Raw genomic sequence first — 22,718 nt, 5'->3', positions numbered from 1 at the left:
TCTCATTCTCTGCGGCGGACAGTCGCTTCCAGGTCGGCGATGAAACGGCTTTCATCGACGTGGTGTTCAAGGCACGCTTCAGCCACGGTATGGAATGTGCCGATCGGGCAGCCGACGCACAGCATCTTGTATCTCAGCACCACAGCCACCGTTGCCGGCCATTTCCTCATGATTTCGTCAACGACCATGTCGGGGTCAATCGAACTGGGTTGCTTCACGATGAAGTCTCCGCGATTTGCGAAGCCTCTTCATAAATCGCGTTCGGACCGCTCTCGTTGCGCTTTCGCAATCTGAAAATGATTCAGATCAAGACACGGCGCGCGCGACCTCGATAAGCAATGGGATAAAGTATCTGAGGAGGTTGGCATGCAAGCCAAAACCATAATGACCACACCGGTCGTTGCAATTGATCCGTCTGCGTCGATCGCCGATGCAGCCGGATTGATGCTCTCCAGCAAGATCAGCGGGCTTCCCGTCATTCGCCGTGACGGCGCGCTGGTGGGCATTATCAGCGAGGGTGATCTCCTGCGCCGTGAAGAGCTGGGCACTCAGCGCAAGCGCCCACGCTGGCTGGAGTTTCTTGTCAGCCCGGGACGAGTTGCCGAAGAATATGTCCTCGCCAACGGACGACGGATCGAAGAGGTGATGACCGACAGCGTCGTCACGGCATCCCCCAATGCATCGCTTGCCGAGGTCGTCGAGTTGATGACGCATCACCGCATCAAACGCGTCCCGATCGTCGACGGCGATAAAGTTGTCGGAATGATTGCCCGTTCCGATCTTCTTCGTGCGTTACTTGACATGCAGCCAGCCTCAACCCCGATGGCCATTGACAACGAACAGATACGCCAGAGCATCGTCGCGGAGCTTGCAGCGCAGAAATGGGCTCGAAATGAGCTGATCAATGTCACTGTCGACAAAGGGATCGTAAAACTGAACGGCGCCATCTTCGACGAGCGCGAGCGCCGGGCAGCAATCGTCGCGGCCGAAAATGCAGCCGGCGTTAAAGGCGTTGAGGACAATCTGTTTTGCGCCGAGCCGTTGTCCGTCATCCTGGTCTCGTAGCCAAGGGCTAGCACCACCATTTCCCGGGGCGAAATGTGTGCTTGGCCGCCCGACGTTCTAACGCTGTCCGGCCACATGTTGTAGCCGTGCGATCAGGTCGCGGTTGCGGCAATAGTCTGGCGGAGCATCGGCTTGCTCGTTTTGGTCGAGCCAAGTCGAGCATTCGTCCTGATGGCCGCAGGATCGGCAGCGGTTGACCGCACGATCGGTGACGGCTGCATGGTCCGCCACCACTTTCAACTGCCTGTCGACACCCAGCTTGCGCATCATGCGACCCATCAACGCGACCCTGGCGTCGACTGAAATCAGGTAGTCGAGAAAGCTCATCTTGGTCACTCCTGCCTTATGAGACTCATAGCCATGCAGGCAGCCGACGACTTGATCTCGATCAACCGACGGAGCCGTCGCCGGGCCAAGGCGGCGAAAGGGGTAGAGTGAAGTTCCTGGACCCCACCGCGTACTCGGCTGCTGGGGCGTCCACCCATCAATACGACATGAAGCGGTTGATGCCGCTTTCCTCAATCAGCGAGCGGGTTATCCCGCCGAACGCCCATTCCCGCAGACGGCTGTGCCCATAGGCACCCGAGACGATCAGGTCCGCATGGATCGACCGCGCAAATGTCAGCAACCTGTCGCCGTCTGGGTCGCCGGCGATCAGCTCAGTTCCTGCCATGATGCCGTGATGTTCGAGAAAGACCGCGACGTCGGCAAGGCTGTCGCGGATACTCTTGTCGCGGTCGGTATCCATTGTGGCAATAACGACTTCGTTGGCCGTGGCCAGAAGGGGCAACGCATCTGCTATCGCCCGCCGCGCTTCCCTGGTGTCCTTCCAGGCAACAAGAACGGTTTTTGCCATGACAGGCTCGACATTGCTCGCGGCAACCAGGACTGGCCGCCCAATACCAAGTACCAGACTGCCGACGTCCACTGCACGGAAGACATTTCCCCCCTTCTCGCTGCCGGTGACAATAAGATCGGCGGATCGAGCCGAAATGCTCAGGAAACGGGTTGGGCTGCAAACAGCTTGGCCCCATTCGCTAAAGATCGATGCAGGAAGCAGCCTCTCGAACTCGGCGCGTAATTCGGCAAGCCGCTTTTCGATTTCGGTGTGCTGGATCTGCATGACCTCGCCTTCGTAGACCATACCGTCGCCGGTCGCGACCAAGGGCGGAACATCCGCAGCCGCCAGACCGATGAGACGGGCGCCAAACCGTTCCGCGAGCTCGATCCCCAGCTTTACAATAGGTGCGGGAGGCGCATCGATGGCGAGGTTGACGATGATCGACTTGTAAGACATTGCGGGCGCCTTTCGCTGAACGATGGAATGCGGGATGAATTGCATTCGACAGCGTCCAATGCCTTGATGCGCATCAAAGGCCGGCAACTGCATCTGCGTTCGAAAACCTCGGCTCGATCCGTTTTGCGTGTGCGGCGAGAAGTGATAGTTAGCCCCGGTAGCACCGTCGAACCCAGGAACTTCAGGTGATCAAAGACGAAGCACTCAGTTTGTCACCCGGCGGGACGACACTGAAATCATTGTTGTCTCAAATGTTCGATCAGGCACCAGGCTTTATAGCGCTGCTGCGCGAGCCAGGTCACATTTTCGAGCTGACCAATGCCGCCTACCAGCGATTGACTGGCCACAGGCAAGTGATTGGAAAGTCAGTGCGGGACGCCTTTCCCGAGCTCGAAGGGAATGGGTTTTTCGAACATCTGGACCATGTGTACATGACCGGCGAGCCCTACATTGGCCACGGGGTGAAGGTCGGCCTTCGCAACATAGCCGACGGCCCGGTCGAAGAGCGCATCCTTGATTTTGTTTATCAGCCAGTCAAGGCTGACGATGGCCGGATCACCGCGATCTTCATTGAAGGTACTGATGTCAGCGAACTCTCCTTTGCAAATGCAGCACTTCGGCTGCGTGAGGACCATTTGCGGTCGATCCTGGCAACAGTGCCGGACGCGATGGTCGTCATCGACGAGCAGGGTGGGATTCAATCCTTCAGCACCGCTGCCGAAACGCTGTTCGGCTACCAGTCAGGCGAAGTCATCGGTCAAAACGTGAAAATGCTGATGCCCTCGCCCTACCGCGACGAGCATGACGCCTATCTGCTTCGCTACCTGACGACGGGAGAGCGCCGGATCATCGGGCTCGGCCGCACCGTGACCGGGGCACGCAAGGATGGCACGACTTTCCCGATGGAGCTTTCCGTTGGCGAGATGCATCCGGGGACGGGACGTTTCTTTACCGGCTTCTGCCGCGACTTGACCGAACGCCACCGGGCAGAAGCAAGAATCCAGGAGCAGCAGCAGGAACTGCTGCACATGGCGCGGTTCACCGCACTCGGCGAGATGGCCTCAACGCTTGCTCATGAGATCAACCAGCCGCTCACCGCCATCACGAACTACCTCAAAGGCAGTCGTCGGCTGCTTGAGAAGAGCCGGGACGAGAATGCGCCCATGCTTCGGGATGCCGTGGAAAAGGCAGCTGAGCAGGCCTTGCGGGCGGGCGACGTCATCCGTCACCTGAGGGATTTTGTAGCCAGGGGCGAAAGCGAGCGCCAGGTCGAACGACTGCCAATGCTGATCGAGGAAGCCGCCTCCCTAGCCTTGGTTGGTGCAAGAGAGATAAATCTCCTCGTCAGCTACAAGCTTGATCCAGTCGCCGAACTGGTCTTAACCGACCGCATCCAGATTCAGCAGGTTTTGCTCAACCTGATGCGCAATGCGGTTGAGGCTATGCAGGACTCGCCGCGCCGCGAATTGAAAGTCACAACAATTGCCCGGGATGATGGGATGGCCGAGGTAAGCGTGATCGATACTGGCCCGGGTCTCGCGCCGGAAGTCTCGGCTCAACTCTTCCAGCCGTTTGTAACCACCAAGAAGCAAGGCATGGGTGTCGGTCTCTCCATTTGCCGCACCATCGTGGAATCGCACGGTGGTCACATATGGGCCGAGGCGATGCCGACTGGCGGGACCGCCTTCCGATTCACCTTGCGCATTGTGGAGAAGGAAGAGGTCACAAATGGCCGGCAGTGATCTGGTGCACGTGGTTGACGACGACATGGACGTGCGCAAGTCGCTCGGTTTTCTTCTGGCGACTGCAGATTTTGCAGTACGCCTGCACGAATCGGCCACGGCTTTTCTCTCGACGGCAAAGGGCGACCTCGACGGCTGCATCGTCACCGACGTGCGCATGCCGGGCATAGACGGCATCGAATTCCTGCGCCAACTGAGATCCGGCGGGCATACAATTCCAGTTATTGTCATGACGGGCCATGCCGATGTGGCGCTCGCCGTTCAGGCAATGAAGGAAGGCGCTTCCGATTTCATTGAAAAGCCGTTTGATGACGAGATGCTGATCGACGCGATCCGCTCCACGTTGGCCAACCGCAACCAGGCGAATGCAACGCATCCGCAATCCTCCGAAATCCACGGCCGCCTGGCCACACTTTCGGAGCGGGAGCGGCAGGTTCTGGACGGGCTCGTGTCGGGTCTGCCGAACAAGACGATCGCCTATGATCTGGGTATCAGTCCGCGCACTGTCGAGATTCATCGTGCCAATGTGATGAGCAAGATGGCCGCGGGCAGCCTGTCGCATCTCGTGCGCATGGCGTTGATCGTGGAATCCAAACACTAGCAAGCGTCCCCGAGAGACTTGCCGCCGTCTGTCGGCATTGCCTTCGGCTGCCAGTAGCGCCAATGGGTCGGGCGGATATCGACGCGCACGCCAGTCCCGGCGTGCTTCCAACCCTGCCGGCCTTTTATACAGGGAAATACGAGCGCATGTTCGCCCTCCTCGTCGAAGACGGCGAGTTCGAGTTCGCGACCAAACGGAGCGCTCATGATCGGCTTCCACATCTCCCCATGATCTGGGGAAGCGGCAAGCAGCGCCTTGATTTAAATCATTTACGAAATTGCCGCCTATGCCGCTGCGGACGAGCGGCAAGCTGCCTTGATTGCGATCAATGACAGCTCCGGCGGCTGGGCCAACAGTCTGTTGGACGACCAATAGACTCAGGAGATCACACATGCTGATCCGCACATTATCCGCCCTGGAATGCACGAAATTGCTGACCGCCAACCGTGTCGGTCATCTGGCATGCGCGAAGGGTGGGCAGCCCTACGTGGTGCCGGTGCACTATGCGCACGCCGACAATCATCTCTACGCGTTTTCCATGCCCGGCAAGAAGATCGACTGGATGCGTGCCAATCCCCTGGTGTCCGTCCAGGTGGGTGAACGCGGCCAGGGCCGAGGCTGGAGAAGCGTCGTCGTCGATGGCCGTTATGAGGAACTGCCGGACCGGATTGGCCACAAGCTCGAGCGTGACCATGCATGGGCGATGTTGAGCAAGCATGCCGCTTGGTGGGAGCCCGGCGCCCTCAAGCCACTCATGCCTGCGGTGTCGGACAGTGCACCCCACGTTTTCTTCCGTATCTTGATCCAGCAGGTGTCGGGCCGCTAAGCAAGTGAATAGCTTTCTTCACTGCGGCGACCAGCGCTGGACCGATTCAGGAGGAGCGGCTCTAGGTAGTTTCCCGTAGGGACATAACCGAATTTCGCGACCCGCGGATTCGCGCGATTGCTGTGTCACGGATAAACCGGGAAAACAGCCATGCACGCCTACACCTCCTCCAGAATTTCGCTGCCGTCACGGTCTGCCCAGCCCAACCTGCCGGAGGCTTTTGAGCCCGCACTGCTGCAACCACTCAGCTTCTATCCCGCAGGCGCGGAAATCTACGCCCAGGGCGAGAAGGCCGGAGGCTTCTACCAGGTGGAGTTCGGCGCCGTCCGCGTCTACCGCCTGCTTGCTGACGGCCGCCGGCAGATCAGTGCCTTTCATCTCGCCGGAGAGACATTCGGCTTCGAAGCCGACACGACGCACCATTTCTTTGCTGAAGCGGTCAATTCCACCGGTGTCCGCGTCTTCCGCCTCACAGCTGGAGCGGATATGTCCCATCAGTTGCTGCCTCTGGCGCTGAAGGGGTTGACCAGAGCGCAGGAACACCTGCTGGTCCTCGGTCGCCAGAGCGCCATCGAACGCGTCGCCGCGTTCCTGGTCGACCTGTCGGAGCGCCAGGGCGGATTGCGGCAGGTCGAACTTCCGATGTCGCGCATGGATATCGGCGATTATCTTGGCCTCACCATCGAGACGGTATCGCGGATCTTCACCCGGCTGAAGGACAAGGGCGTCATCCGCCTGCTCAGCCTGCGCAGCATCGAAATCATCAGGCATGATGCGCTTCATGCGATGAGCGAGTGAGCTGCGCTCCGACTCCTGGATGGTACAAGCACTTCAGACCATTTGACAGCGGGGCAACAAGAGCAAGATAGCAGCGCGGAGGACATCTGTTATGCCGCTGGAAGATTGAGGAAACAGCGGCAAGTCTATCGGCGTTCAGGCTTCGGGAGGAAGGCATGGACCGGCACATGGCCACATTGCGTGCAGACCGTGTTCAAGCATCGATCACGTCGGATGCCGCTGAAAAATCGGCGCTGGTCGATTCGTGGCGGCGCTCGGCCTCGTTGCACAGGCTGGTTCCTGCAGGCCGGAAATCACCCCGGCGGCTAACCGACATCGAATTGAGCGTCGCCGGGCAGAAGGTCGAGCCGCTGCTCGCTGCCGCCCAGTCCAGTCTTGACAGGCTCTATCTGCCGTCGGCGGTGTCGGCTGCTGCGTGTTGCTGGCTAATCGCGATTGTGTCGGGGTCGATCGCCGTACTTTCCAGATCAACGGGGAAGACGCGGTTTTCCGGATTAGACCTGATGTGAGATGTCAGCCTGCCAACTGGCGGCAGATCGAGCGCCGTAGGCGCACCGATCCGTCCTGACTGCTTGCCAAAACTCGCTCCATAATTTATATGACCACTTTAGTCACGGGAGCAATCATGATGAAAGAGATTCAGCTCAAAGACGTCAAGGCTACGTTCTCACATGTGGTCGACGAAGCGGTTGCGGGCACACCGACGGTCGTCACCCGTCACGGCAAAAGAGAGGCTGTCGTAATCAGCTATTCGGAGTACGAACGCCTTTCCCGTGTGCCGTCGCTGGGTTGGCTGCTCACAAACTCGCCCCTGGAGGAAGCTGACCTGCCAGCGCGAAGCCGAAAGCCCGCACGGGCTCTGCGCGATCCGGCGTTCTGACATTGTACCTTTTGGACACGAATGTCGTCAGCTTGCTTGCCCCTTCAAAACGCAGGACGCCCTCCGATGAGAAACTAGCGGCCTGGATAGTCGAGCGATCGTCCGACCTTTGGCTCTCCGTAATCACCTTGGCCGAGATCGAGGACGGCATCGCGAACGCCAAGCGAACCGGTGCCACCAAGAAGGCGGGCGCGCTCGCTGAATGGTGGGGAGAAATCCGTCACTACTACAGTAGCCGCATCCTCCCTCTTGACCTCGAAACGGCAACAATAACTGGGCAACTCATGACAGTCGCTCGGGCCGCTGGCATCTCACCTGGTTTCGAGGACATCGCTATTGCTGCAACAGGCATGCAACACGATCTGATCGTGCTCACGGACAACGAGAAAGATTTCAGGCCGCTCGGCATTCGGCATCAGAATCCGTTCATCGGGCTTCCAGAATAGGCGGACGGCGACCGATGGGCGCCTCCAGCATGACCATGCGATGACGTAGGCGGGGTTATGCGACGCTGGGCGAGTCTGATGGCGGTGCACCGGACTTCCTGGATCGACCAGCGGCCAGCGTATATTTGTGCCCCTTCAAGGTTCATAGGCCTTGTTGCCTATGGGCTGTCCAGGTTGTTTGCTTCAAAGGCCCAACGCTGACAGGGCCTTGGACGTGAGGTGAGAGCTTCATCGTCAGCGAATACCTTTCTCATCGACGTCCAACGAGACGGTAACAATCAGTCATCCACCCACCTTGACGCGGGCGTGCCGCCCAGCGGATGTCGGGCTGATGTGCGCCGACGGAACACGTGTCCTCGACCGTCACTTCTGGCGAGCGGCATCGCCATCATTAGTGATGGAACGGAAAAGAAACCATTCAGCGTCAGACTACCGCTTTTCGACGCACCTTTTTCGAACACGTCGGAACGAGCGCTTGTCGCGCAGCCCACGATGCCCCCATTGGTGAATCGGATCCATGAAGAGTCTGACAATACGCCACCGCATCCTCGTCAGTTTCGCTGCCGTTCTGGTGGTCATGTCCGTGATCGCCGTCATCGCGTACGCCTGGTTTCTTCAGGCGGGGCAGGAGGCGACTGAGGTCGAGAAGGGCATCCTTCCAGACCTCTATCACAGCACCGCAATCATGGTGGGCCAGATGACGGCCCATAGTCTGCTTCAGGAATATGCCCTTCAGGACAACCCATCGGATAGAAGCACGCTTGAAAGCGCGATCACGACCAATCGCGACCAAGTGCAGCGGTCGATGGGCGACTATGAAGCAACAATCGTCTCCGACATCGACAAGCAGAATTATGCAGTCGTCAAAGAACTCGCCAACCAATTTCGTCTGGCTGAAACTGCTGTGCTGGACACAAGCCGGGCTGCCTTGTCGAAAGGTGAAACTCCCAATGAAAGCCTGGCCATCAAGAACACCGTAGAGCCGATCTTTGTAAAGTTGCAGTCCGCTCTGCAGGCCATGGTTGAGGATCACAGAGGCGAGGCAAACAGCGCGACGCAGCGGATCAGCTCGATCGTTAGAACGGCCGAAGTCGGTTTGAGCGTTGGCTTGTTGATAGCCCTCGGACTAGCCCTTCTTTTGGGTTACCAGCTGTTTCGCGCCATTACAGGTCCGCTCACTCGTTTGGTCAACGCGGTTCAATTGATGCGGCAAGGCGACTTCAGCGAACGCCTCGATCTGAGGCGCCGAGACGAATTCAGCGTTCTTGCCGACGGCTTCAACGCAATGGCGGACGATCTCACAACCCTCATTGGTCAGGTTCAAAGGTCCAGCATACAGGTCGGCACATCGATAACTGAGATCGCCGCCACCTCCAAGCAACAGCAGGCAACTGCGACTGAAATCGCAGCGACCACAACAGAAATCCGCGCGACAGCCAAGGAGATCTCCGCCACGTCAAACGAGCTCGTCCGCACGATGAACGAGGTCTCGACAGTTGCCGAGCAAACTGCTGCCGTCGCCGGCGGGGGGCAAGCGGGGCTAACCCGTATGGAAGAAACAATGCAGCAGGTCATGGAAGCGGCCGGCGCGATCAATTCCAAACTCGCGATCCTGAGCGAGAAAGCCGGCAGCATCAATCAGGTGGTGACGACCATCACCAAAGTGGCCGATCAGACGAACCTTTTGTCGCTCAACGCTTCCATAGAGGCTGAGAAGGCCGGCCAATATGGCCGGGGCTTTGCAGTGGTGGCGACGGAAATCCGAAGGCTCGCGGACCAGACGGCTGTCTCCACATACGATATCGAACAGATGGTCAAGGACATCCAGTCGGCAGTCGCGGCCGGGGTGATGGGCATGGACAAGTTTTCCGAACAGGTCCGCCGGGGTATGCAGGAAATCCAGCAGGTCGGCGGGCAACTCTTCGAGATCATTCAGCAGGTTCAGGGGCTGGTGCCACGTTTCGAAGTCGCCAATGAAGGCATGCAAGCGCAGGCGACCGGCGCGGGGCAGATCAGCGACACGCTAACGCAGCTGAGTGAGGCAGCCCAGCAAACAGTCGAATCCCTTCAGCAATCGACGCTCGCGATCGACGAGCTCAATCAAGTCTCAGGCGGCATGCGAAGTAGCATTTCGAGGTTCAAGCTGAGAGCGTAGCGAGCCGGCAGTAGGGGGTGACAATGCTATTTCTCGCCTTCAGCATGGGTCTGGATCGCTACTTGATCGATGTCCACCAAATTGAAGAGGTGCTGCCTCGTCTCGATGTGAAGGTCCTGCCGGGTGCGCCAACCGGTGTGATGGGTCTGGTCAGCTACAACGGAATACCCATCCCGCTGATCGATGTTACTCTTCTTGCGCTTGGCCGGCCGTCGGAGCGCCTATTGAGCACCCGGATCGTTGTGACGCGCTATCACGCGCAGGATGGCGAGCAGCGCCTGCTGGGACTGATCGCGGAACGGGTGACGGATACGCTTGAGCGAGACGCTGCCGACTTCGCGCCGTTCGGACTTGAACCAGGAACCCCGCCCTATCTTGGGCCGGTGGCTTCCGATGGTTCGGAGATCATTCAGTGGGTCAAAGTGGCATCGCTGCTTTCGGAAGAGATACGTACCGCATTGCTCCGCCAGGCCGCGACCGGTGATCAATGACCGGCGCAATTGAAAAGCTCCTGACGGAAACCATCGGACTGGACAGTGCCAGCGTTGGTCCGACAGTGGTCCGTCAGGCGGTCAGAGATCGGATGGCAGCATGCCGGATAACCAACCCTCAGACCTATAAGGAACACTTGACCGGTTCCTCGCAGGAGTTGCAGGAGTTGATCAATGCGGTGGTGATCCCGGAGACCTGGTTCTTTCGCGACCGAGAAGCGTTCACCATGCTGGCGCGGCATGCGCGCGTGCACAAGCGTGCTCAGCCGATTAAAGTCCTGAGCCTGCCATGTTCAACCGGCGAAGAGGCCTATTCGGTCGCCATGGCCATGTTCGATGCCAGCTTTGAGGCGCACGAGTTCAAGATCGATGGTGTGGACGTCAGCAGCCGCAATATCGCGACGGCTGAACGCGCGATCTATGGGCGCAATTCGTTTCGCGGCAGCCATCTCGAATTCAAGGATCGCTATTTCGAAGCGGCCGAGAGCGGGTTGCGTCCTACAGCTGCGGTGCTGAAACAGGTTCGGTTCAGGGTAGGAAACCTGTTCGGCTCTCGCGCGTCTTTCGGGCAAGAAGTCTATGACATCGTGCTTTTCCGCAATCTGCTGATCTATTTCAATCGAGAGCTGCAGGATCGCGCGTTGATCTGCCTGAAGGACCTACTGGCCAAAGACGGACTCCTCCTGGTCGGTCCGGCGGAAGCAGCTCTTCCAAGGTTGCATGGCTTTATTTCCGCTGAATGGCCATTGGCCTTTGCCTTCCTGAAATCGGAGCCCGTCAAGACCACGGCGCCGACAGTTTCGGCCGCCATCCCGGTGCCGACGCCAACCCCGAAGGTCAACAAGAGCAAGCCTCTTCTTCGGCCCCGACCGACAATTGGCAATGAAGCCCGTGGCCAGGCGCCGGCCAAGCCGCTTGCACAGGCCTCGGAAAGCCTCATCGCGGTTGAACGGATCGCCAATGCAGGACGGGTAAAGGAGGCACAGGAGGTCGCCCTGGCGCATCTCAAGGAATTCGGTCCTTCCGCGCAAATCTTCTACTTGCTGGGCCTCGTCCAGGATGCGGATGGCGCAGCACCCCAAGCCGCGCAAAGCTATCGCAAGGCGCTCTATCTCGCGCCAAATCATCGAGAAGCTCTCATCCATCTGGCTTTGCTGCTTCGCAAGCAAGGCGACCATAACGGCGCCGAGGCCCTGGCTGGCCGGCTAGGCCGGGTCCAGAAAAGGAGCGGCAGCTGATGGCGGCTTCGACAGGGATCGCTCAGCCGTTGGAGCAGATTGAAATCGACGACTGCTGGCGGCAAATAGGCGTACGGGGTGACAAGTCATGTCCGCTGCTGGAGCAGCATCTCCACTGCCGGAATTGCCCGACCTATAAGAAGATTGCACGACACCTCCTCGACCGTGCGGCTCCCTCGGTATATCGCGACGAATGGCCTGGTAACGCTGGTCGAGCGGGGATCGATCCGGCCAACGGCGAGGCGCTGCAGACGGCTGTTCTCTTCCGTTTGGGGGAAGAATGGCTGGCACTTCCGGTCGGTATTTTTCATGAAGTGGCTGAATCTCGCCGCGTTCATTCACTTCCACATCGCAGAAACCGTGCACTGCTCGGTATTGCGAATGTCCGTGGTGAATTGCTCGTTTGCCTGTCCCTGGCTGAATTGCTCGGGATAGACGAGCGCAAGGAGGGGGAGCAAAGCACGCGAACCAAGGTATTTCGCCGCCTGGTTGTTGTGGGCGAGCGCGACAAGCGGGTTGCCTTTACGGTTGATGAGATCCACGGCTTACATCGCTATCGGGCGCGCGACACTCTCGCTGTGCCAGACACGATCGGAAAGGCGCTGTCGGCCGCTACTGTTGCCGTTCTGCCCTGGCAGGGACGGGCAGTTGGCTGTCTTGACCCAGGACAACTGCTCACGATGCTAGATCGGAGCATGGCATGACAGATGAGGACTTTAGCCAGGTTTCGATGCTCAGCCTCTTCCAGGCCGAACTGGAGACGCAGTCACAAGCGCTAACGGCTGGGCTTCTGGCACTGGAACGCAATCCCGTTGCCGCCGATGCCCTGGAAGCATGCATGCGTGCCGCGCATTCCCTAAAGGGAGCTGCCCGCATCATCGACCTGATGCCCGCGGTCAAAGTCGCAAATGCGATGGAAGATTGCCTGGTGGCCGCGCAACGTGGGAATGTGAGAGTGGGACGAGAGCATATAGATGCGCTCCTGCAAGGCTGTGACCTTTTGAAATTGATCGCATCGGGATCATCGAGCGAGCCCGCCAACTCAGAAGTTGAAACCTTTCTGGCGAAGTTCGAGGAATTATCCCTCCCCGAGGCAAAGCCCAGGCCCCAAGATTCAGCAGCTGATTTCGCAACTTCAGATGATGCCCTGGAGCAGCTGGCGACGACTTCTTCAGCGAACCTCCTCGTTGGGACGGTGCCGCAAGCCCACGCCATCGTCGGCTCTGATAGAATGGTTCGGGTGACGGCAGAAAGCCTGAACCGATTGCTCGGGTTGGCTGGCGAGTCGCTGATGGAAGCTCGGCGGCTCAGGCCATTCGCCGACGGGCTGCTGCGGCTGAAGCGCCTTCAATCGGACCTCGCAAGTGCGTTCGACAATCTTCATGCACTGCTGCCGCCGGGTTCAAACGATGGGGCAGCGGTGGAGGCGCTGGCTTCAGCCCAGCGAAAGCTTCGGTTGAGCCAAGCGTTCCTGGCGGAGCGTCTCGATGAATTGGATTCAGTGGATCGGAAAGCGACCGATCTTGCCAACAGATTGTACGATGAAACGTTGGCGAGCCGGATGCGGCCTTTCGAGGACGGCGTGCGACATTATGCGAGAACGGTCCGAGACCTCGGTCATACCCTTGGCAAGCGGGTGCGACTGGAGATCGTAGGCGGCTCGACCGGCATCGACCGCGATATCCTCGAGCGGCTCGATGCCCCTTTGGGCCATCTCTTGCGCAACGCTGTAGACCATGGGCTTGAATCGCCTGAGGAGCGCCTCGCGATGGGGAAACCCGAAGAGGGGCTCATCAGGCTCGAAGCGAGGCATAGTGCCGGGCTACTGCAGATAGCCGTGGTGGACGACGGCAAGGGGATCGAGCTCTCGAAGCTGCGCGAGACTGTCATCGCCCGGCAGCTTGCGACCAGGGAAAGTGCTGACACACTCAGCGAAACCGAATTGCTCGCATTCCTGTTTCTGCCAAGCTTTTCGATGAAAGCGGGCCTCACCGACGTGTCCGGCCGTGGTGTGGGGCTCGATGCAGTGCAGGCCATGACGAAGGAGGTCCGCGGAATCACGAGCGTCTCCTCGGAATTTGGTCGTGGAACCCGGTTTCAATTGCAGCTGCCGCTGACGTTGTCAGTCCTGCGCACACTACTCGTCGAAGTCGATGGCGAGCCCTATGCGTTTCCACTCGCCGCCATCTCCAAGACAATCAAATTGCAGCGGATGCAGATCAATCTCCTGCAGGGCCGACCGCATTTTCGCTTGAACGATCGACAGATCGGGCTGGTCACCGCGCGCGAGGTGCTGGATCGAGGTGAGCCCGGATCCGAACCGGACGAACTCTCGGTCGTCGTCGTGGATACGGGTCGGGGCGATGCGTACGGCCTGATCGTTGACCGTTTTCTCGGGGAACGCGAGTTGGTGATCAGACCTCTCGATCAACGATTTGCCAAGATCAAGGACATCAGCGCAGCGGCCCTGATGGAAGACGGTTCGCCTGTTCTGATCTTCGACGTTGATGATCTGATCCGATCGGTGGAGAAGCTTGCGTCGTCCAGCGGATTTCGAGCTCTTCGGCGCGCCGCGGGCGGTCCCGAGCCGAGCAGGCGCAAGCGCGTGCTCGTGATTGACGATTCACTCACGGTCCGCGAACTCCAGCGCAAGATGTTGGGCAATCACGGTTATGATGTCGAAGTGGCGGTCGACGGTATGGACGGGTGGAATGCCGTCCGGTCTGGTCCTTTCGATCTCGTCGTCACTGACATAGATATGCCGCGCATGGATGGCATCGAGTTGGTGAGCTTGATCAGAAAGGACGCCCATCTCAAGAACACACCCATAATGATCGTTTCATACAAGGATCGGGAAGAAGATCGCTCGCGCGGGCTTGACGCCGGTGCGGACTATTATCTGACCAAGAGTACCTTTCAGGACGAGGCGCTGATCCATGCGGTCGTGGACATGATTGGCGAGGCGACTGAATGAGATCGAAATTGGAAGCCAACGAATGAGAATCGGCGTAGTCAACGACATGCCGATGGCGGTTGAGCTTCTGCGCCGGCTGGTCTTGTCGATCGGCGAACATCAGGTCGCATGGATCGCGACCAATGGGCGTGAGGCGGTCGAGGTCTGCAGACGTGATCTGCCGGATCTGATACTCATGGATCTAGCGATGCCAGAGATGGACGGCGTGGAAGCGACGCGCAGAATCATGGCGGAAACCCCGTGCTCAATCCTGCTGGTGACCGCCAGTATCGAAGCCAACCTCGCCGGTGTCTACGAAGCAATGGGCCATGGCGCGCTCGACGCGGTCGATATTCCGTCAGTAGGCATCGAAGGTAATGCGTCCTCGCAATCCGCACGGCTTCTAACGAACAAGATTGCGACGATCGGCAAGCTGATCGGTGATGCGCCGGCCAAGACAAAAAGGCGGATGTCACGTGACGCTGAGCCGACACCTCGACGCTTAATTGCAATCGGCGCCTCCGCGGGCGGGCCGGCCGCCGTTGCCGCAGTCCTGAGTGCGTTTCCCGTTGATTTTGACGGCGCGATCGTGCTCGTCCAGCATCTCGATGCTCAGTTCGTGCCGGGGCTTACTGATTGGCTGGGACAGCATACGCCTCTCCCGATCCGTCCGGCGCGGGAAAAGGATAGTCCTCAAGCGGGCACTGTTCTCGTAGCCAGTTCTGCGGATCATCTGGTTTTCAAGTCAGCTCAACAACTTGGCTATACGCCCAGCCCCAAGGACAATTTTTATCGGCCGTCCGTTGATGTGTTCTTCGGAAGTGCGGCGCAATGGTGGCCTGGCTCTGTGATTGGTGTCCTGCTCACAGGCATGGGCAGGGATGGCGCGCGCGGGCTAAGACAGCTCCGCGACAAAGGGCATCTCACGATCGCCCAGGATCGAGCAACCAGTGCAGTCTATGGCATGCCGAAGGCCGCCGCCGAAATCGGCGCGGCTGTTGATATTCTTCCTTTGAGTGCGATCGGCTCACGTATAATCGAAGCCTGCGAGCGCTCCACGTGAAAGGGCTCGTCCGATGACGCAAGAACCAGAGCTGGTCCCGCCACTCACAGACAACTATTCATCCATGGTTCTGCTCATCGATGATCAGATCATGGTTTGCGAGGCGGTCAGGCGCGCTCTAGCCAACGAACCCGATATTTCCCTACACTTCTGCACCGACCCGTTGAGAGCAATGACAGTCGCGGATGAGGTAAAGCCAACCGTTATCCTGCAGGATCTCGTCATGCCCGGCGTCGATGGGCTGCATCTGGTGCGAGAATACAGGAAGCATGCGTCGACACGCGCGGTCCCAGTCATTGTGCTGTCGAGCAAGGAAGATCCAGCCACCAAGGGCGAAGCCTTTGCTGCGGGAGCGAACGACTATCTCGTCAAACTGCCGGATCGTATTGAGCTGATTGCACGTATTCGATATCACACTCGGGCTTATCTGGATCACGTCCAGCGAGACGCGGCATACCGAGCGCTAAGGGAAAGCCAGCGACAGCTGATCAGTGCAAATCTCGAGCTTGAACGTCTGACGCGGATCGATGGCCTGACGGGCCTCGGCAACAGGCGCTATTTTGATGAATATCTGGCGGCCGAATGGAAGCGCGCTTTTCGCGCACAGTCCCCATTGTCGCTGTTGATGATCGATGCCGACAACTTCAAACGATACAACGATACCTATGGCCATATGGCCGGCGATGAGGTGCTCAAGCAAATCGCCCGCGTGATCCAGAGCGGTTCCGGACGCTCCACCGACCTAGCTGCGCGGTACGGAGGCGAAGAGTTCGTGGTCGTGCTGGTCGACACTTTACTGGAACAATCCAGTGCGATCGCAGAGCGGCTCGTCCAGGGCGTGCGGGAGTTGAACATACCCCACGGCCCGGATCGTGTGACCATCAGCGTCGGCGTTGCAACAGCGGTGCCCACCGCGGACGAGACGCCAAATGATTTCGTCAATGCTGCCGATTTGGCCCTATTTCGTGCCAAATCGGGAGGACGAAATCGTGTCGCGGTTCATATGTCCCGCAGCTAGACAAGCTCAACGTACTTCTCAGGCTAAGATGGAACTTTCTGAGCGTACGTTGAACGCGCCTGGGCTCGCCCGGCCTTCAAGAAGCTCTATGCCGACCAGCTCGCTTACTTTGCGGCTGGAGCTCGAACCCATCGTTAATGACCGCTGGGCGTCCGGTTCTGGGTGGGAACGTGCCGGTTCGCCTGATCGCTCGAATTTCTGCTTTTGGGATTCCGCTGGGGCCAGCTCAACGGCTGACTTGAGGCACAAAGCGGAATATCGGCATCGCGCCGCGATGGTTGAGATTCAATCGCGGCTCAATGCTCGCCGGAGAGCACCGAAGCGAATGCGATATTGCGCCGGCGTCACCCCGACCTTGCGGCGGAAGAGACGCCCGAAAAAACTCGCATCCTCATAGCCGACTTCACTCGCCACCGCTTCGACCGGGAGATCGCCGGTCTCCAGCATCTGCTTGGCTTGCTCGAGCCTGAGCGCGTGGATGTAGTCGATTGCCTTCATTTCCGTGGCCTTGGCGAAGCGGCGCACGAAGGAGCGCTCGGACAGGCCTGACAACTTGGTCATGGCGGCGACGGGCGAGGGCGTCCGGTAGTTGCCTTCGGCCCATTTCTGGCAGCGGTTGATCACCGCGTCGTCGGTCTGGCGAAAGCGCATCAGCGCGGCGAAGGGCTGTTGGCCCATGTCGTGCCACTGCAGCATGTAGACCTTGGCGACCTGCATCGCCTCCTTGAGGCTGACGAAGCGCGCGATCAGATAGAGGGCGAGATCCTCCCAGCTCGAGCCGCCCCCGGCCATGACGATGCGGTGGGCCTCGCCGGTCAGCACGAGTGACTGGCCCGGCTTCACCTTAACGCCGGGATAGTTGTTCGTGAGCGTCTCGACATAGCCCCAGTGAATGGTGGCATCGCGATTGTCGAGTAGCCCGGCCTCGCCGAGCAGCACCGCGCCCGAACAAGCGCTGGCCAGCATGGCGCCGTCGTCATGCGCTCGCTTCAGCCATGCGGCTTCGGCGTCATACTGCCCGGCGACGCTTTCTCCCGGATTGACGAAGAAATCTGGAATACAGACGATGTCGGGTGGCGGGCAATCGGCAAGGCTGTGATCTGGGCGCATCCAGATGCCGTTTGCAGCGCGAAACGGGCTGCCGTCCCCAGCAACCACATAGGGCCGCATGCGCGGCGTGCCCGCCGCACCGCTGGTTATGAACAGGAAATCCCTGCCGGGCGAGGAAAACAGGTCGAACATGCCGTAGATCGTGGAGGCGGTAGCCTCCGGAACGGCAAGGATCGCCACATTCAATGGGCCGATCTGTTCAACCATGGCAGAAATGACCGCCTTTCAGCATTTTCGACTTTAGCGGCCCTGCCCGCGCCGCGCTAGCGTGTGTGAAACGAGGAGACCGCCACATGGCCGCCACCGCTACCCTTGCAGCATCGAGCATCGAAAGCTTCCGTTCCATCATGCGCGGCGAGGTGCTGGAGCCGTCGAGCCCATCCTATGACACGACGCGGATCGTCTGGAACGGCATGATCGACCGACGTCCCGCTCTCATCGCGCGCTGCCGGAGTTTTGCCGATGTCGAGGCGTCGGTGAATTTCGCGCGCGAAGAGCGGCTGGCGATCGCGATCCGCTCCGGAGGCCACAATGTTGCAGGCTACGCCGTCTGCGACGGCGGCCTGATGATCGACATGTCGCTGATGAATGGCGTGCGGGTCGCGCCCGGCCTCGATCGTGTCTTCGTCGAGGGCGGCGCTATTTGGGCCGATGTCGATGCGGCCACCACCCCGCTTGGTCGCGCCACGCCGGGCGGCCTGATTTCGGCGACGGGCGTTGCCGGCCTGACTCTTTCCGGCGGCATCGGCTGGCTGCGCGGCAGCCACGGCCTCAGCGTCGACAATCTGCTGGCGGCCGATCTGGTGACCGCCGATGGCCGCCTCATCCATGCCGACGCGACCCAGAACCCGGATCTCTTCTGGGCGCTGCGCGGCGGCGGCGGCAATTTCGGCGTGGTGACGAGCTTCGAGTTCAAGCTGCATCCGATCGAGCCGGAGCTGATGTTATGCGGTCCGGCCTATCCCGAAGAGCGCGCCAACGAGATCATTCCACTCTGGCGCGACTTCATGCAGACCGCACCCGATCGCCTGAGCGGCCTAGCGGAATTCTCCACGCTGCCGAACGATCCCTCGATTCCCGAGCGTGCAAGGGGCCGGCGCGTCCTGGCGCTTGCGCATGTCTATGACGGACTGGCCGACGAGGGCGAGCGGGTCGTGGCGCCCTTACGCAGTTTTGGAGCACCGCTTGTCGATTTCAGCGGCCGCATGCCGTATCGCACCATCCAGTCGCTCTATGACGGCCTGTTCCCGAAAGGCCGCGACCGTTGCTACTGGAAATCCACCTACCTCTCGCGCCTCGACGACGAGGTCATCGGGGAGATCACCGCGCGGATGGCGAAGCGGCCCTCCGAAATGACCTTCGCCTCGATCTGGAAGTTCGGCGGTTTCGTCCAGCGCGTTGCAGCCGATGCCACTGCCTTCGGTGACCGGTCCATGCCCTTCATGCTCAGCCTCGATGCCATCTGGCCAGGCGCTGATGAGGACGACGCGAACATCAGCTGGGTTCGCAGCTTCTGGCAGGACGTGCAGCGCTACTCGACCGGGCGCCTCTATCTGAACTTCCCCGGCCATGGCGAAGGAGCGGACCTCGTACGCGACGCCTTGGGAGCCGAAGCCTATGGGAGGCTCGCCAAGATCAAGCACAGATACGATCCGGACAATCTGTTCCGCCTCAACCAGAACATCCTGCCAATGCACTAACGCACAATTCAAGTCGGCGTACGGTAGCGACTCTCGCCTGGGCATTTGCCAAGTCACGAACGGCTTACGATCATTCGCCGAAATCCGAGCTCCCCGCACGCGCTGGATGATGATCAGTCTTCGCAGCGCGAAACCGTGCTAGTATTGGACTGCGGCTTCGTGCTTGAGGGGAACCGGCTTGAATAGCTCGCCGCCTACAACGTTCGTACTCAACGGCGTAACCGCCGACGTGAGTAGGGAGACCTTGCGCGACCAATTCAACAGGACAATCGCAGTTCGCCACCAGACCTTCGCGGTATTTCGCCACCTTCTGGAGAACGCTGATCGCGTCATCACCAAGGACGAGTTGATGACGGCGGTCTGGAACGGGCTAGCCGTCACCGATGACAGCCTGGTCCAATGCATTCACGAGATCCGTGCGGCGCTCACGACAGTCGCCAGGCCGTCGTGCAGACAGTGCCGACGCGCGGTTACAGGTTGGTCCTTCCCTCAAATGCCGGACCAAGAATGATTACAATTCTGGCGGCAGAATTGGCCGCCGAGGTCCGGCCGGCAGGCCAGGATGAGCGGAGCATTGCTGCACCTACCACGGCCTACAGGCAGGTCCTTGATCGGCTACTGATAGAACATACCGGTCGTGTCTTTGCGGCGGCGATGAGACAGTACTTGCGGAGTTTGCTGGCCCTGTGCAGACAATCGTTCACAGCTATGGATGCAAATCACGCCTTCCAGAACGGCTTTTGAAGTTCCGCCTCGACGGCAGCCAGGGTGAGACCGACGTCGTCGATCCGCTGAGGCCCATCTTCCGCCAGTCGCTTCAGTTCCTCGCGATAGTACTTGCGCTCGCGCCAGACCGCGACCAGGCCGCGCAGGGCGAAGAGTCTCGCCCAGACCGATACCGGTTCAGTCGTCCACGTCGGCTGTTCGCTCCAGAGAGACTGGTAGAGTCTTGAGGTAAGAGAAAGCTGCGTGCTCATTTGGCTCGTCCTTTCTTGGTGCTGCTAAAATCGATAACGCTACTTTGGCGGATGAGCGGACCTGCGTACTAAAGCGCGGCCGAAACTGTTCCGAAAAATTCCGAAACGTTTAATATGGCGGGATGCAACGGGTTCACCTCACCTTTGGTCCGTTCGTGCTCGACCCTGAGAAGGGGACGCTCCTGCGACATGAAATACCGATCTCCATCGGGCATCGCGGCATCACGCTGCTCGCCACGCTTGCGGCCCGGCCCGGCGACATCCTGACCAAGGCCGAGCTGATGGAAGCTGCCTGGCCGGGCCTAGCGGTCGAGGAAAGCAATCTCACCGTCCAGATTGCGACGCTGAGGAAGGCGCTCGGCCCCACCGACCAAGGTGGCGACTGGATCGCCACCGTGCCTCGCGTCGGCTACCGCTTCACCGCGCCTGTCGAGCGCGTGGAAGGTTCAGTGCAGCGACCAATCGCGCCGTCCGGCAAACCCACCATTGCCGTGCTGCCCTTCGCCAATTTGAGCGGCGATCAGGACCAGCATTATCTGAGCGACGGCATCACCGAAGATATCATCACTGAACTGGCGCGTTACCGGTCGCTCGTGGTGATCGCGCGTAATTCATCTTTTCAGTTTCGTGGGCCAGCGCCGGAGGCCGCGGAAGTCCACCGGCAACTCGGCGCGCGCTACCTCGTCGAGGGCAGCGTGCGACGGCTCGGGAGCCGTATCCGGATCACGGCGCAGCTGATCGACGGCGCCAGCGGCTTCCATTTGTGGGCTCAACGCTACGACAGGGCGCTTGAGGACATCTTTTCGGTTCAGGAGGAGGTGGCGGCCCTCGTGGCTTCAACCGTCCAAGGCGCCGCCGAGGCAGATGCGACTAGCCGCTCGCGGCGAACGCCGCCGGCCGATTGGGCCGCCTACGACTACTACTTGCAGGGTCGCGCGCACTACCATCAGTATGAAATGGACAAGGGCGAATCCATGTTTACCCGGAGCGCCGAACTCGATCCGACTTTTGCTCAAGGTCATGCCTATCTAGCGCAGTGCCTGGTTGCGCGATTCTGGTACGACCGCGATCCTCGTACGCTGCAAAGTGCCTTGCGGTCTGCGCGCACAGCGCTCCTGCTCGACCGGAATGACGGCATCTGCAACCAGAGCATGGGTCTCGTGCTTGTACATATGCGCCAGCATGGGGATGCCGGACTGCATTTCCAGCAGGCCCGTACGCTCAATCCGCACGACGTCAACATTGCCGGAGACTATGCAAGCTGGCTCAACTACGGCGGCCAGCCTCAGCAGTCCTTGGCGGTCCTCGAAAGGGCCATACTGCTCGACCCGTTGCCCCCGGTCTGGTTCTGGGAGGTGAAGGGAAGCGCGCTCTTCCTGCTCGGCCGATACGCCGACGCCATCGACGCTTATCGGAAGGCCGGCGACCAGTTCTTCATCCATGCCTTTCTCGCGGCGGCCTACGCCCATCTAGGCGAGATGGAAAAGGCGCATGTCGCAGTCGAAGCCACACTGAGGCTGCAACCGGACCTCTCGCTTGGCTACCTTGCCCACCTTCCCTTCGCAGACCCATCTTCCTTCGAACACTTCCTCTCCGGCTTCAGAAAGGCCGGCTTTTTATAGGATCCAGCCGGTCCGACAACTCATCGCCGCAGTTGCGTGCATGTGAGCAGTAAGAAGGACGACGGCAATGATAATCGACAGGACAACCTCCCATACTGTTGGAACCTGACATACGGGGTCATTGCTGGATCAGGCCCGTCGTCCAGCAACGCAGTCATGTTACCTTTGGCAGACCGTCCGCTTTCGGGCGAAGGTAAAGTTTGCCGAACTCCGAGATCAGGCGCATTGCTGCCGCCAGCCGGCAACCGCTGCGAGGGTGAGGAAGGACAATGGGATTGTGCCTGGCGCCAGGTCGCTCGCATCGAGAAGAAAGACCCGCCATGTGGAAGCTGCCGGACCCGATCACCACGGTCGGGCGTCACGGCATCCTGTTCGGGACCGCCATACTCCCATGAGTGTCAGCGACGGCTGGTTTCGACCTTCGGCAACAATATCTGGTTCGTCCTCGTGCATGTAAAACTGGAAAGAAACGCGCAGTCGCGACGTTCTCTACATTGCGGTACTTGACATGGACTCGATATCGCTCGCGCAGTATCCTCTCGGCTTGACGCGTGTCCACGGTGCCCGGAATGTCAGGCGCACGCGTGAGTTCACCAAGTGGGTTCTCTCGCTACCCGGCAGTGAGGCAGCCTCGCCTGGTCCGCTCGGATTGCTACCAATACCAGCTGTGTTTTGGGCATGCGTTTGAGGGCAAGTCTTCAGAGCCTCGCCGGACAGGTGGAAATGAGCTCGGTGC

Annotated in this window: 24 protein-coding genes; 18 read left to right on the top strand and 6 right to left on the bottom strand. The window is 59.7% G+C overall.

The window, feature by feature from the left end:
* Window positions 1-2 precede the first annotated feature (2 nt).
* A complete protein-coding gene (locus AC0NIL_RS30820; RefSeq protein ID WP_013525381.1) occupies window positions 3-218 on the bottom strand; it encodes a DUF1858 domain-containing protein in 216 nt (71 codons plus the stop codon).
* 148 nt (window positions 219-366) lie between these two features.
* Between AC0NIL_RS30820 and AC0NIL_RS30815 the strand changes: the two genes are divergently transcribed.
* Window positions 367-1,065 carry a CBS domain-containing protein gene (locus AC0NIL_RS30815; RefSeq protein ID WP_013525380.1) on the top strand — a complete coding sequence of 233 codons (699 nt, stop codon included), beginning with the start codon at window positions 367-369 and terminating at the stop codon, window positions 1,063-1,065.
* A gap of 57 nt (window positions 1,066-1,122) precedes the next feature.
* On the opposite strand, the gene AC0NIL_RS30810 is transcribed toward AC0NIL_RS30815, so the two are convergent.
* Together AC0NIL_RS30810 and AC0NIL_RS30805 are read right to left on the bottom strand one after the other, a co-directional pair.
* Window positions 1,123-1,392 carry a DUF6455 family protein gene (locus tag AC0NIL_RS30810; protein ID WP_013525379.1) on the bottom strand — a complete coding sequence of 90 codons (270 nt, stop codon included), beginning with the start codon at window positions 1,390-1,392 and terminating at the stop codon, window positions 1,123-1,125.
* Window positions 1,393-1,549: 157 nt separating this feature from the next.
* Window positions 1,550-2,362 carry a universal stress protein gene (locus AC0NIL_RS30805; RefSeq protein ID WP_024505310.1) on the bottom strand — a complete coding sequence of 271 codons (813 nt, stop codon included), beginning with the start codon at window positions 2,360-2,362 and terminating at the stop codon, window positions 1,550-1,552.
* Window positions 2,363-2,547: 185 nt separating this feature from the next.
* Here AC0NIL_RS30805 and AC0NIL_RS30800 point away from each other — a divergent pair, with 185 nt between their 5' ends.
* Together AC0NIL_RS30800 and fixJ are read left to right on the top strand one after the other, a co-directional pair.
* Complete coding sequence (locus AC0NIL_RS30800; protein WP_013525377.1) at window positions 2,548-4,104, top strand: PAS domain S-box protein; 1,557 nt, start codon at window positions 2,548-2,550, stop codon at window positions 4,102-4,104.
* Entirely contained in the window at window positions 4,091-4,705 is a 615-nt protein-coding gene (fixJ, locus tag AC0NIL_RS30795) for a response regulator FixJ (RefSeq protein ID WP_013525376.1), read from the top strand. Before AC0NIL_RS30800 ends, fixJ begins: the two co-directional genes overlap by 14 nt.
* Here the strand turns inward: fixJ and AC0NIL_RS30790 are convergent.
* Window positions 4,702-4,911 carry a hypothetical protein gene (locus AC0NIL_RS30790; RefSeq protein ID WP_013525375.1) on the bottom strand — a complete coding sequence of 70 codons (210 nt, stop codon included), beginning with the start codon at window positions 4,909-4,911 and terminating at the stop codon, window positions 4,702-4,704. The genes fixJ and AC0NIL_RS30790 overlap by 4 nt on opposite strands.
* A gap of 185 nt (window positions 4,912-5,096) precedes the next feature.
* Between AC0NIL_RS30790 and AC0NIL_RS30785 the strand changes: the two genes are divergently transcribed.
* From AC0NIL_RS30785 to AC0NIL_RS30730, 12 genes are all read left to right on the top strand, one after another.
* Window positions 5,097-5,531: a pyridoxamine 5'-phosphate oxidase family protein gene (locus tag AC0NIL_RS30785; protein WP_473573642.1), complete on the top strand. Its 435-nt coding sequence runs from the start codon at window positions 5,097-5,099 to the stop codon at window positions 5,529-5,531.
* Window positions 5,532-5,681: 150 nt separating this feature from the next.
* Complete coding sequence (locus AC0NIL_RS30780) at window positions 5,682-6,329, top strand: helix-turn-helix domain-containing protein (RefSeq protein WP_013525373.1); 648 nt, start codon at window positions 5,682-5,684, stop codon at window positions 6,327-6,329.
* Window positions 6,330-6,484: 155 nt separating this feature from the next.
* Window positions 6,485-6,838: a hypothetical protein gene (locus AC0NIL_RS30775; protein ID WP_013525372.1), complete on the top strand. Its 354-nt coding sequence runs from the start codon at window positions 6,485-6,487 to the stop codon at window positions 6,836-6,838.
* 119 nt (window positions 6,839-6,957) lie between these two features.
* Entirely contained in the window at window positions 6,958-7,209 is a 252-nt protein-coding gene (locus tag AC0NIL_RS30770) for a type II toxin-antitoxin system Phd/YefM family antitoxin (protein WP_024505312.1), read from the top strand.
* A gap of 2 nt (window positions 7,210-7,211) precedes the next feature.
* Window positions 7,212-7,655 carry a type II toxin-antitoxin system VapC family toxin gene (locus AC0NIL_RS30765; RefSeq protein WP_013525370.1) on the top strand — a complete coding sequence of 148 codons (444 nt, stop codon included), beginning with the start codon at window positions 7,212-7,214 and terminating at the stop codon, window positions 7,653-7,655.
* Window positions 7,656-8,172: 517 nt separating this feature from the next.
* Complete coding sequence (locus tag AC0NIL_RS30760; protein ID WP_013525369.1) at window positions 8,173-9,810, top strand: methyl-accepting chemotaxis protein; 1,638 nt, start codon at window positions 8,173-8,175, stop codon at window positions 9,808-9,810.
* Between the two features lie 23 nt (window positions 9,811-9,833).
* The gene (locus tag AC0NIL_RS30755) at window positions 9,834-10,301 is read left to right on the top strand and encodes a chemotaxis protein CheW (protein WP_473573641.1); all 468 of its coding nucleotides are present in this window, start codon (window positions 9,834-9,836) and stop codon (window positions 10,299-10,301) included.
* Window positions 10,298-11,539, top strand: a complete 1,242-nt coding sequence (locus AC0NIL_RS30750; protein WP_013525367.1) for a CheR family methyltransferase — start codon at window positions 10,298-10,300, stop codon at window positions 11,537-11,539. Before AC0NIL_RS30755 ends, AC0NIL_RS30750 begins: the two co-directional genes overlap by 4 nt.
* A complete protein-coding gene (locus AC0NIL_RS30745) occupies window positions 11,539-12,243 on the top strand; it encodes a chemotaxis protein CheW (RefSeq protein ID WP_024505314.1) in 705 nt (234 codons plus the stop codon). The genes AC0NIL_RS30750 and AC0NIL_RS30745 overlap by 1 nt, the downstream gene beginning before the upstream one ends.
* The gene (locus AC0NIL_RS30740) at window positions 12,240-14,513 is read left to right on the top strand and encodes a hybrid sensor histidine kinase/response regulator (protein ID WP_024505315.1); all 2,274 of its coding nucleotides are present in this window, start codon (window positions 12,240-12,242) and stop codon (window positions 14,511-14,513) included. Before AC0NIL_RS30745 ends, AC0NIL_RS30740 begins: the two co-directional genes overlap by 4 nt.
* A 22-nt stretch (window positions 14,514-14,535) precedes the next feature.
* Window positions 14,536-15,555 carry a chemotaxis response regulator protein-glutamate methylesterase gene (cheB, locus tag AC0NIL_RS30735; protein ID WP_024505316.1) on the top strand — a complete coding sequence of 340 codons (1,020 nt, stop codon included), beginning with the start codon at window positions 14,536-14,538 and terminating at the stop codon, window positions 15,553-15,555.
* Between the two features lie 13 nt (window positions 15,556-15,568).
* The gene (locus AC0NIL_RS30730) at window positions 15,569-16,573 is read left to right on the top strand and encodes a response regulator (RefSeq protein ID WP_024505317.1); all 1,005 of its coding nucleotides are present in this window, start codon (window positions 15,569-15,571) and stop codon (window positions 16,571-16,573) included.
* A 285-nt stretch (window positions 16,574-16,858) separates the two neighbouring features.
* On the opposite strand, the gene AC0NIL_RS30725 is transcribed toward AC0NIL_RS30730, so the two are convergent.
* A complete protein-coding gene (locus tag AC0NIL_RS30725; protein WP_024505318.1) occupies window positions 16,859-17,890 on the bottom strand; it encodes a GlxA family transcriptional regulator in 1,032 nt (343 codons plus the stop codon).
* Window positions 17,891-17,976: 86 nt separating this feature from the next.
* Here AC0NIL_RS30725 and AC0NIL_RS30720 point away from each other — a divergent pair, with 86 nt between their 5' ends.
* Window positions 17,977-19,383: an FAD-binding oxidoreductase gene (locus AC0NIL_RS30720; protein WP_024505319.1), complete on the top strand. Its 1,407-nt coding sequence runs from the start codon at window positions 17,977-17,979 to the stop codon at window positions 19,381-19,383.
* Window positions 19,384-19,627: 244 nt separating this feature from the next.
* Window positions 19,628-19,894: a winged helix-turn-helix domain-containing protein gene (locus tag AC0NIL_RS30715; protein ID WP_245467552.1), complete on the top strand. Its 267-nt coding sequence runs from the start codon at window positions 19,628-19,630 to the stop codon at window positions 19,892-19,894.
* 208 nt (window positions 19,895-20,102) lie between these two features.
* On the opposite strand, the gene AC0NIL_RS30710 is transcribed toward AC0NIL_RS30715, so the two are convergent.
* On the bottom strand, window positions 20,103-20,360 hold the full coding sequence (locus AC0NIL_RS30710) for a DUF1127 domain-containing protein (RefSeq protein WP_013525360.1): 258 nt from the start codon (window positions 20,358-20,360) through the stop codon (window positions 20,103-20,105).
* Between the two features lie 122 nt (window positions 20,361-20,482).
* Here AC0NIL_RS30710 and AC0NIL_RS30705 point away from each other — a divergent pair, with 122 nt between their 5' ends.
* A complete protein-coding gene (locus tag AC0NIL_RS30705) occupies window positions 20,483-21,982 on the top strand; it encodes a winged helix-turn-helix domain-containing tetratricopeptide repeat protein (RefSeq protein WP_473573640.1) in 1,500 nt (499 codons plus the stop codon).
* Window positions 21,983-22,718: the final 736 nt, after the last annotated feature.

It is taken from the genome of Mesorhizobium sp. WSM1343 (genome assembly GCF_055901535.1).
The sequence above is the reverse complement of the archived record's forward strand: the minus strand, read 5'-3'. Positions and strand labels throughout refer to the sequence as shown.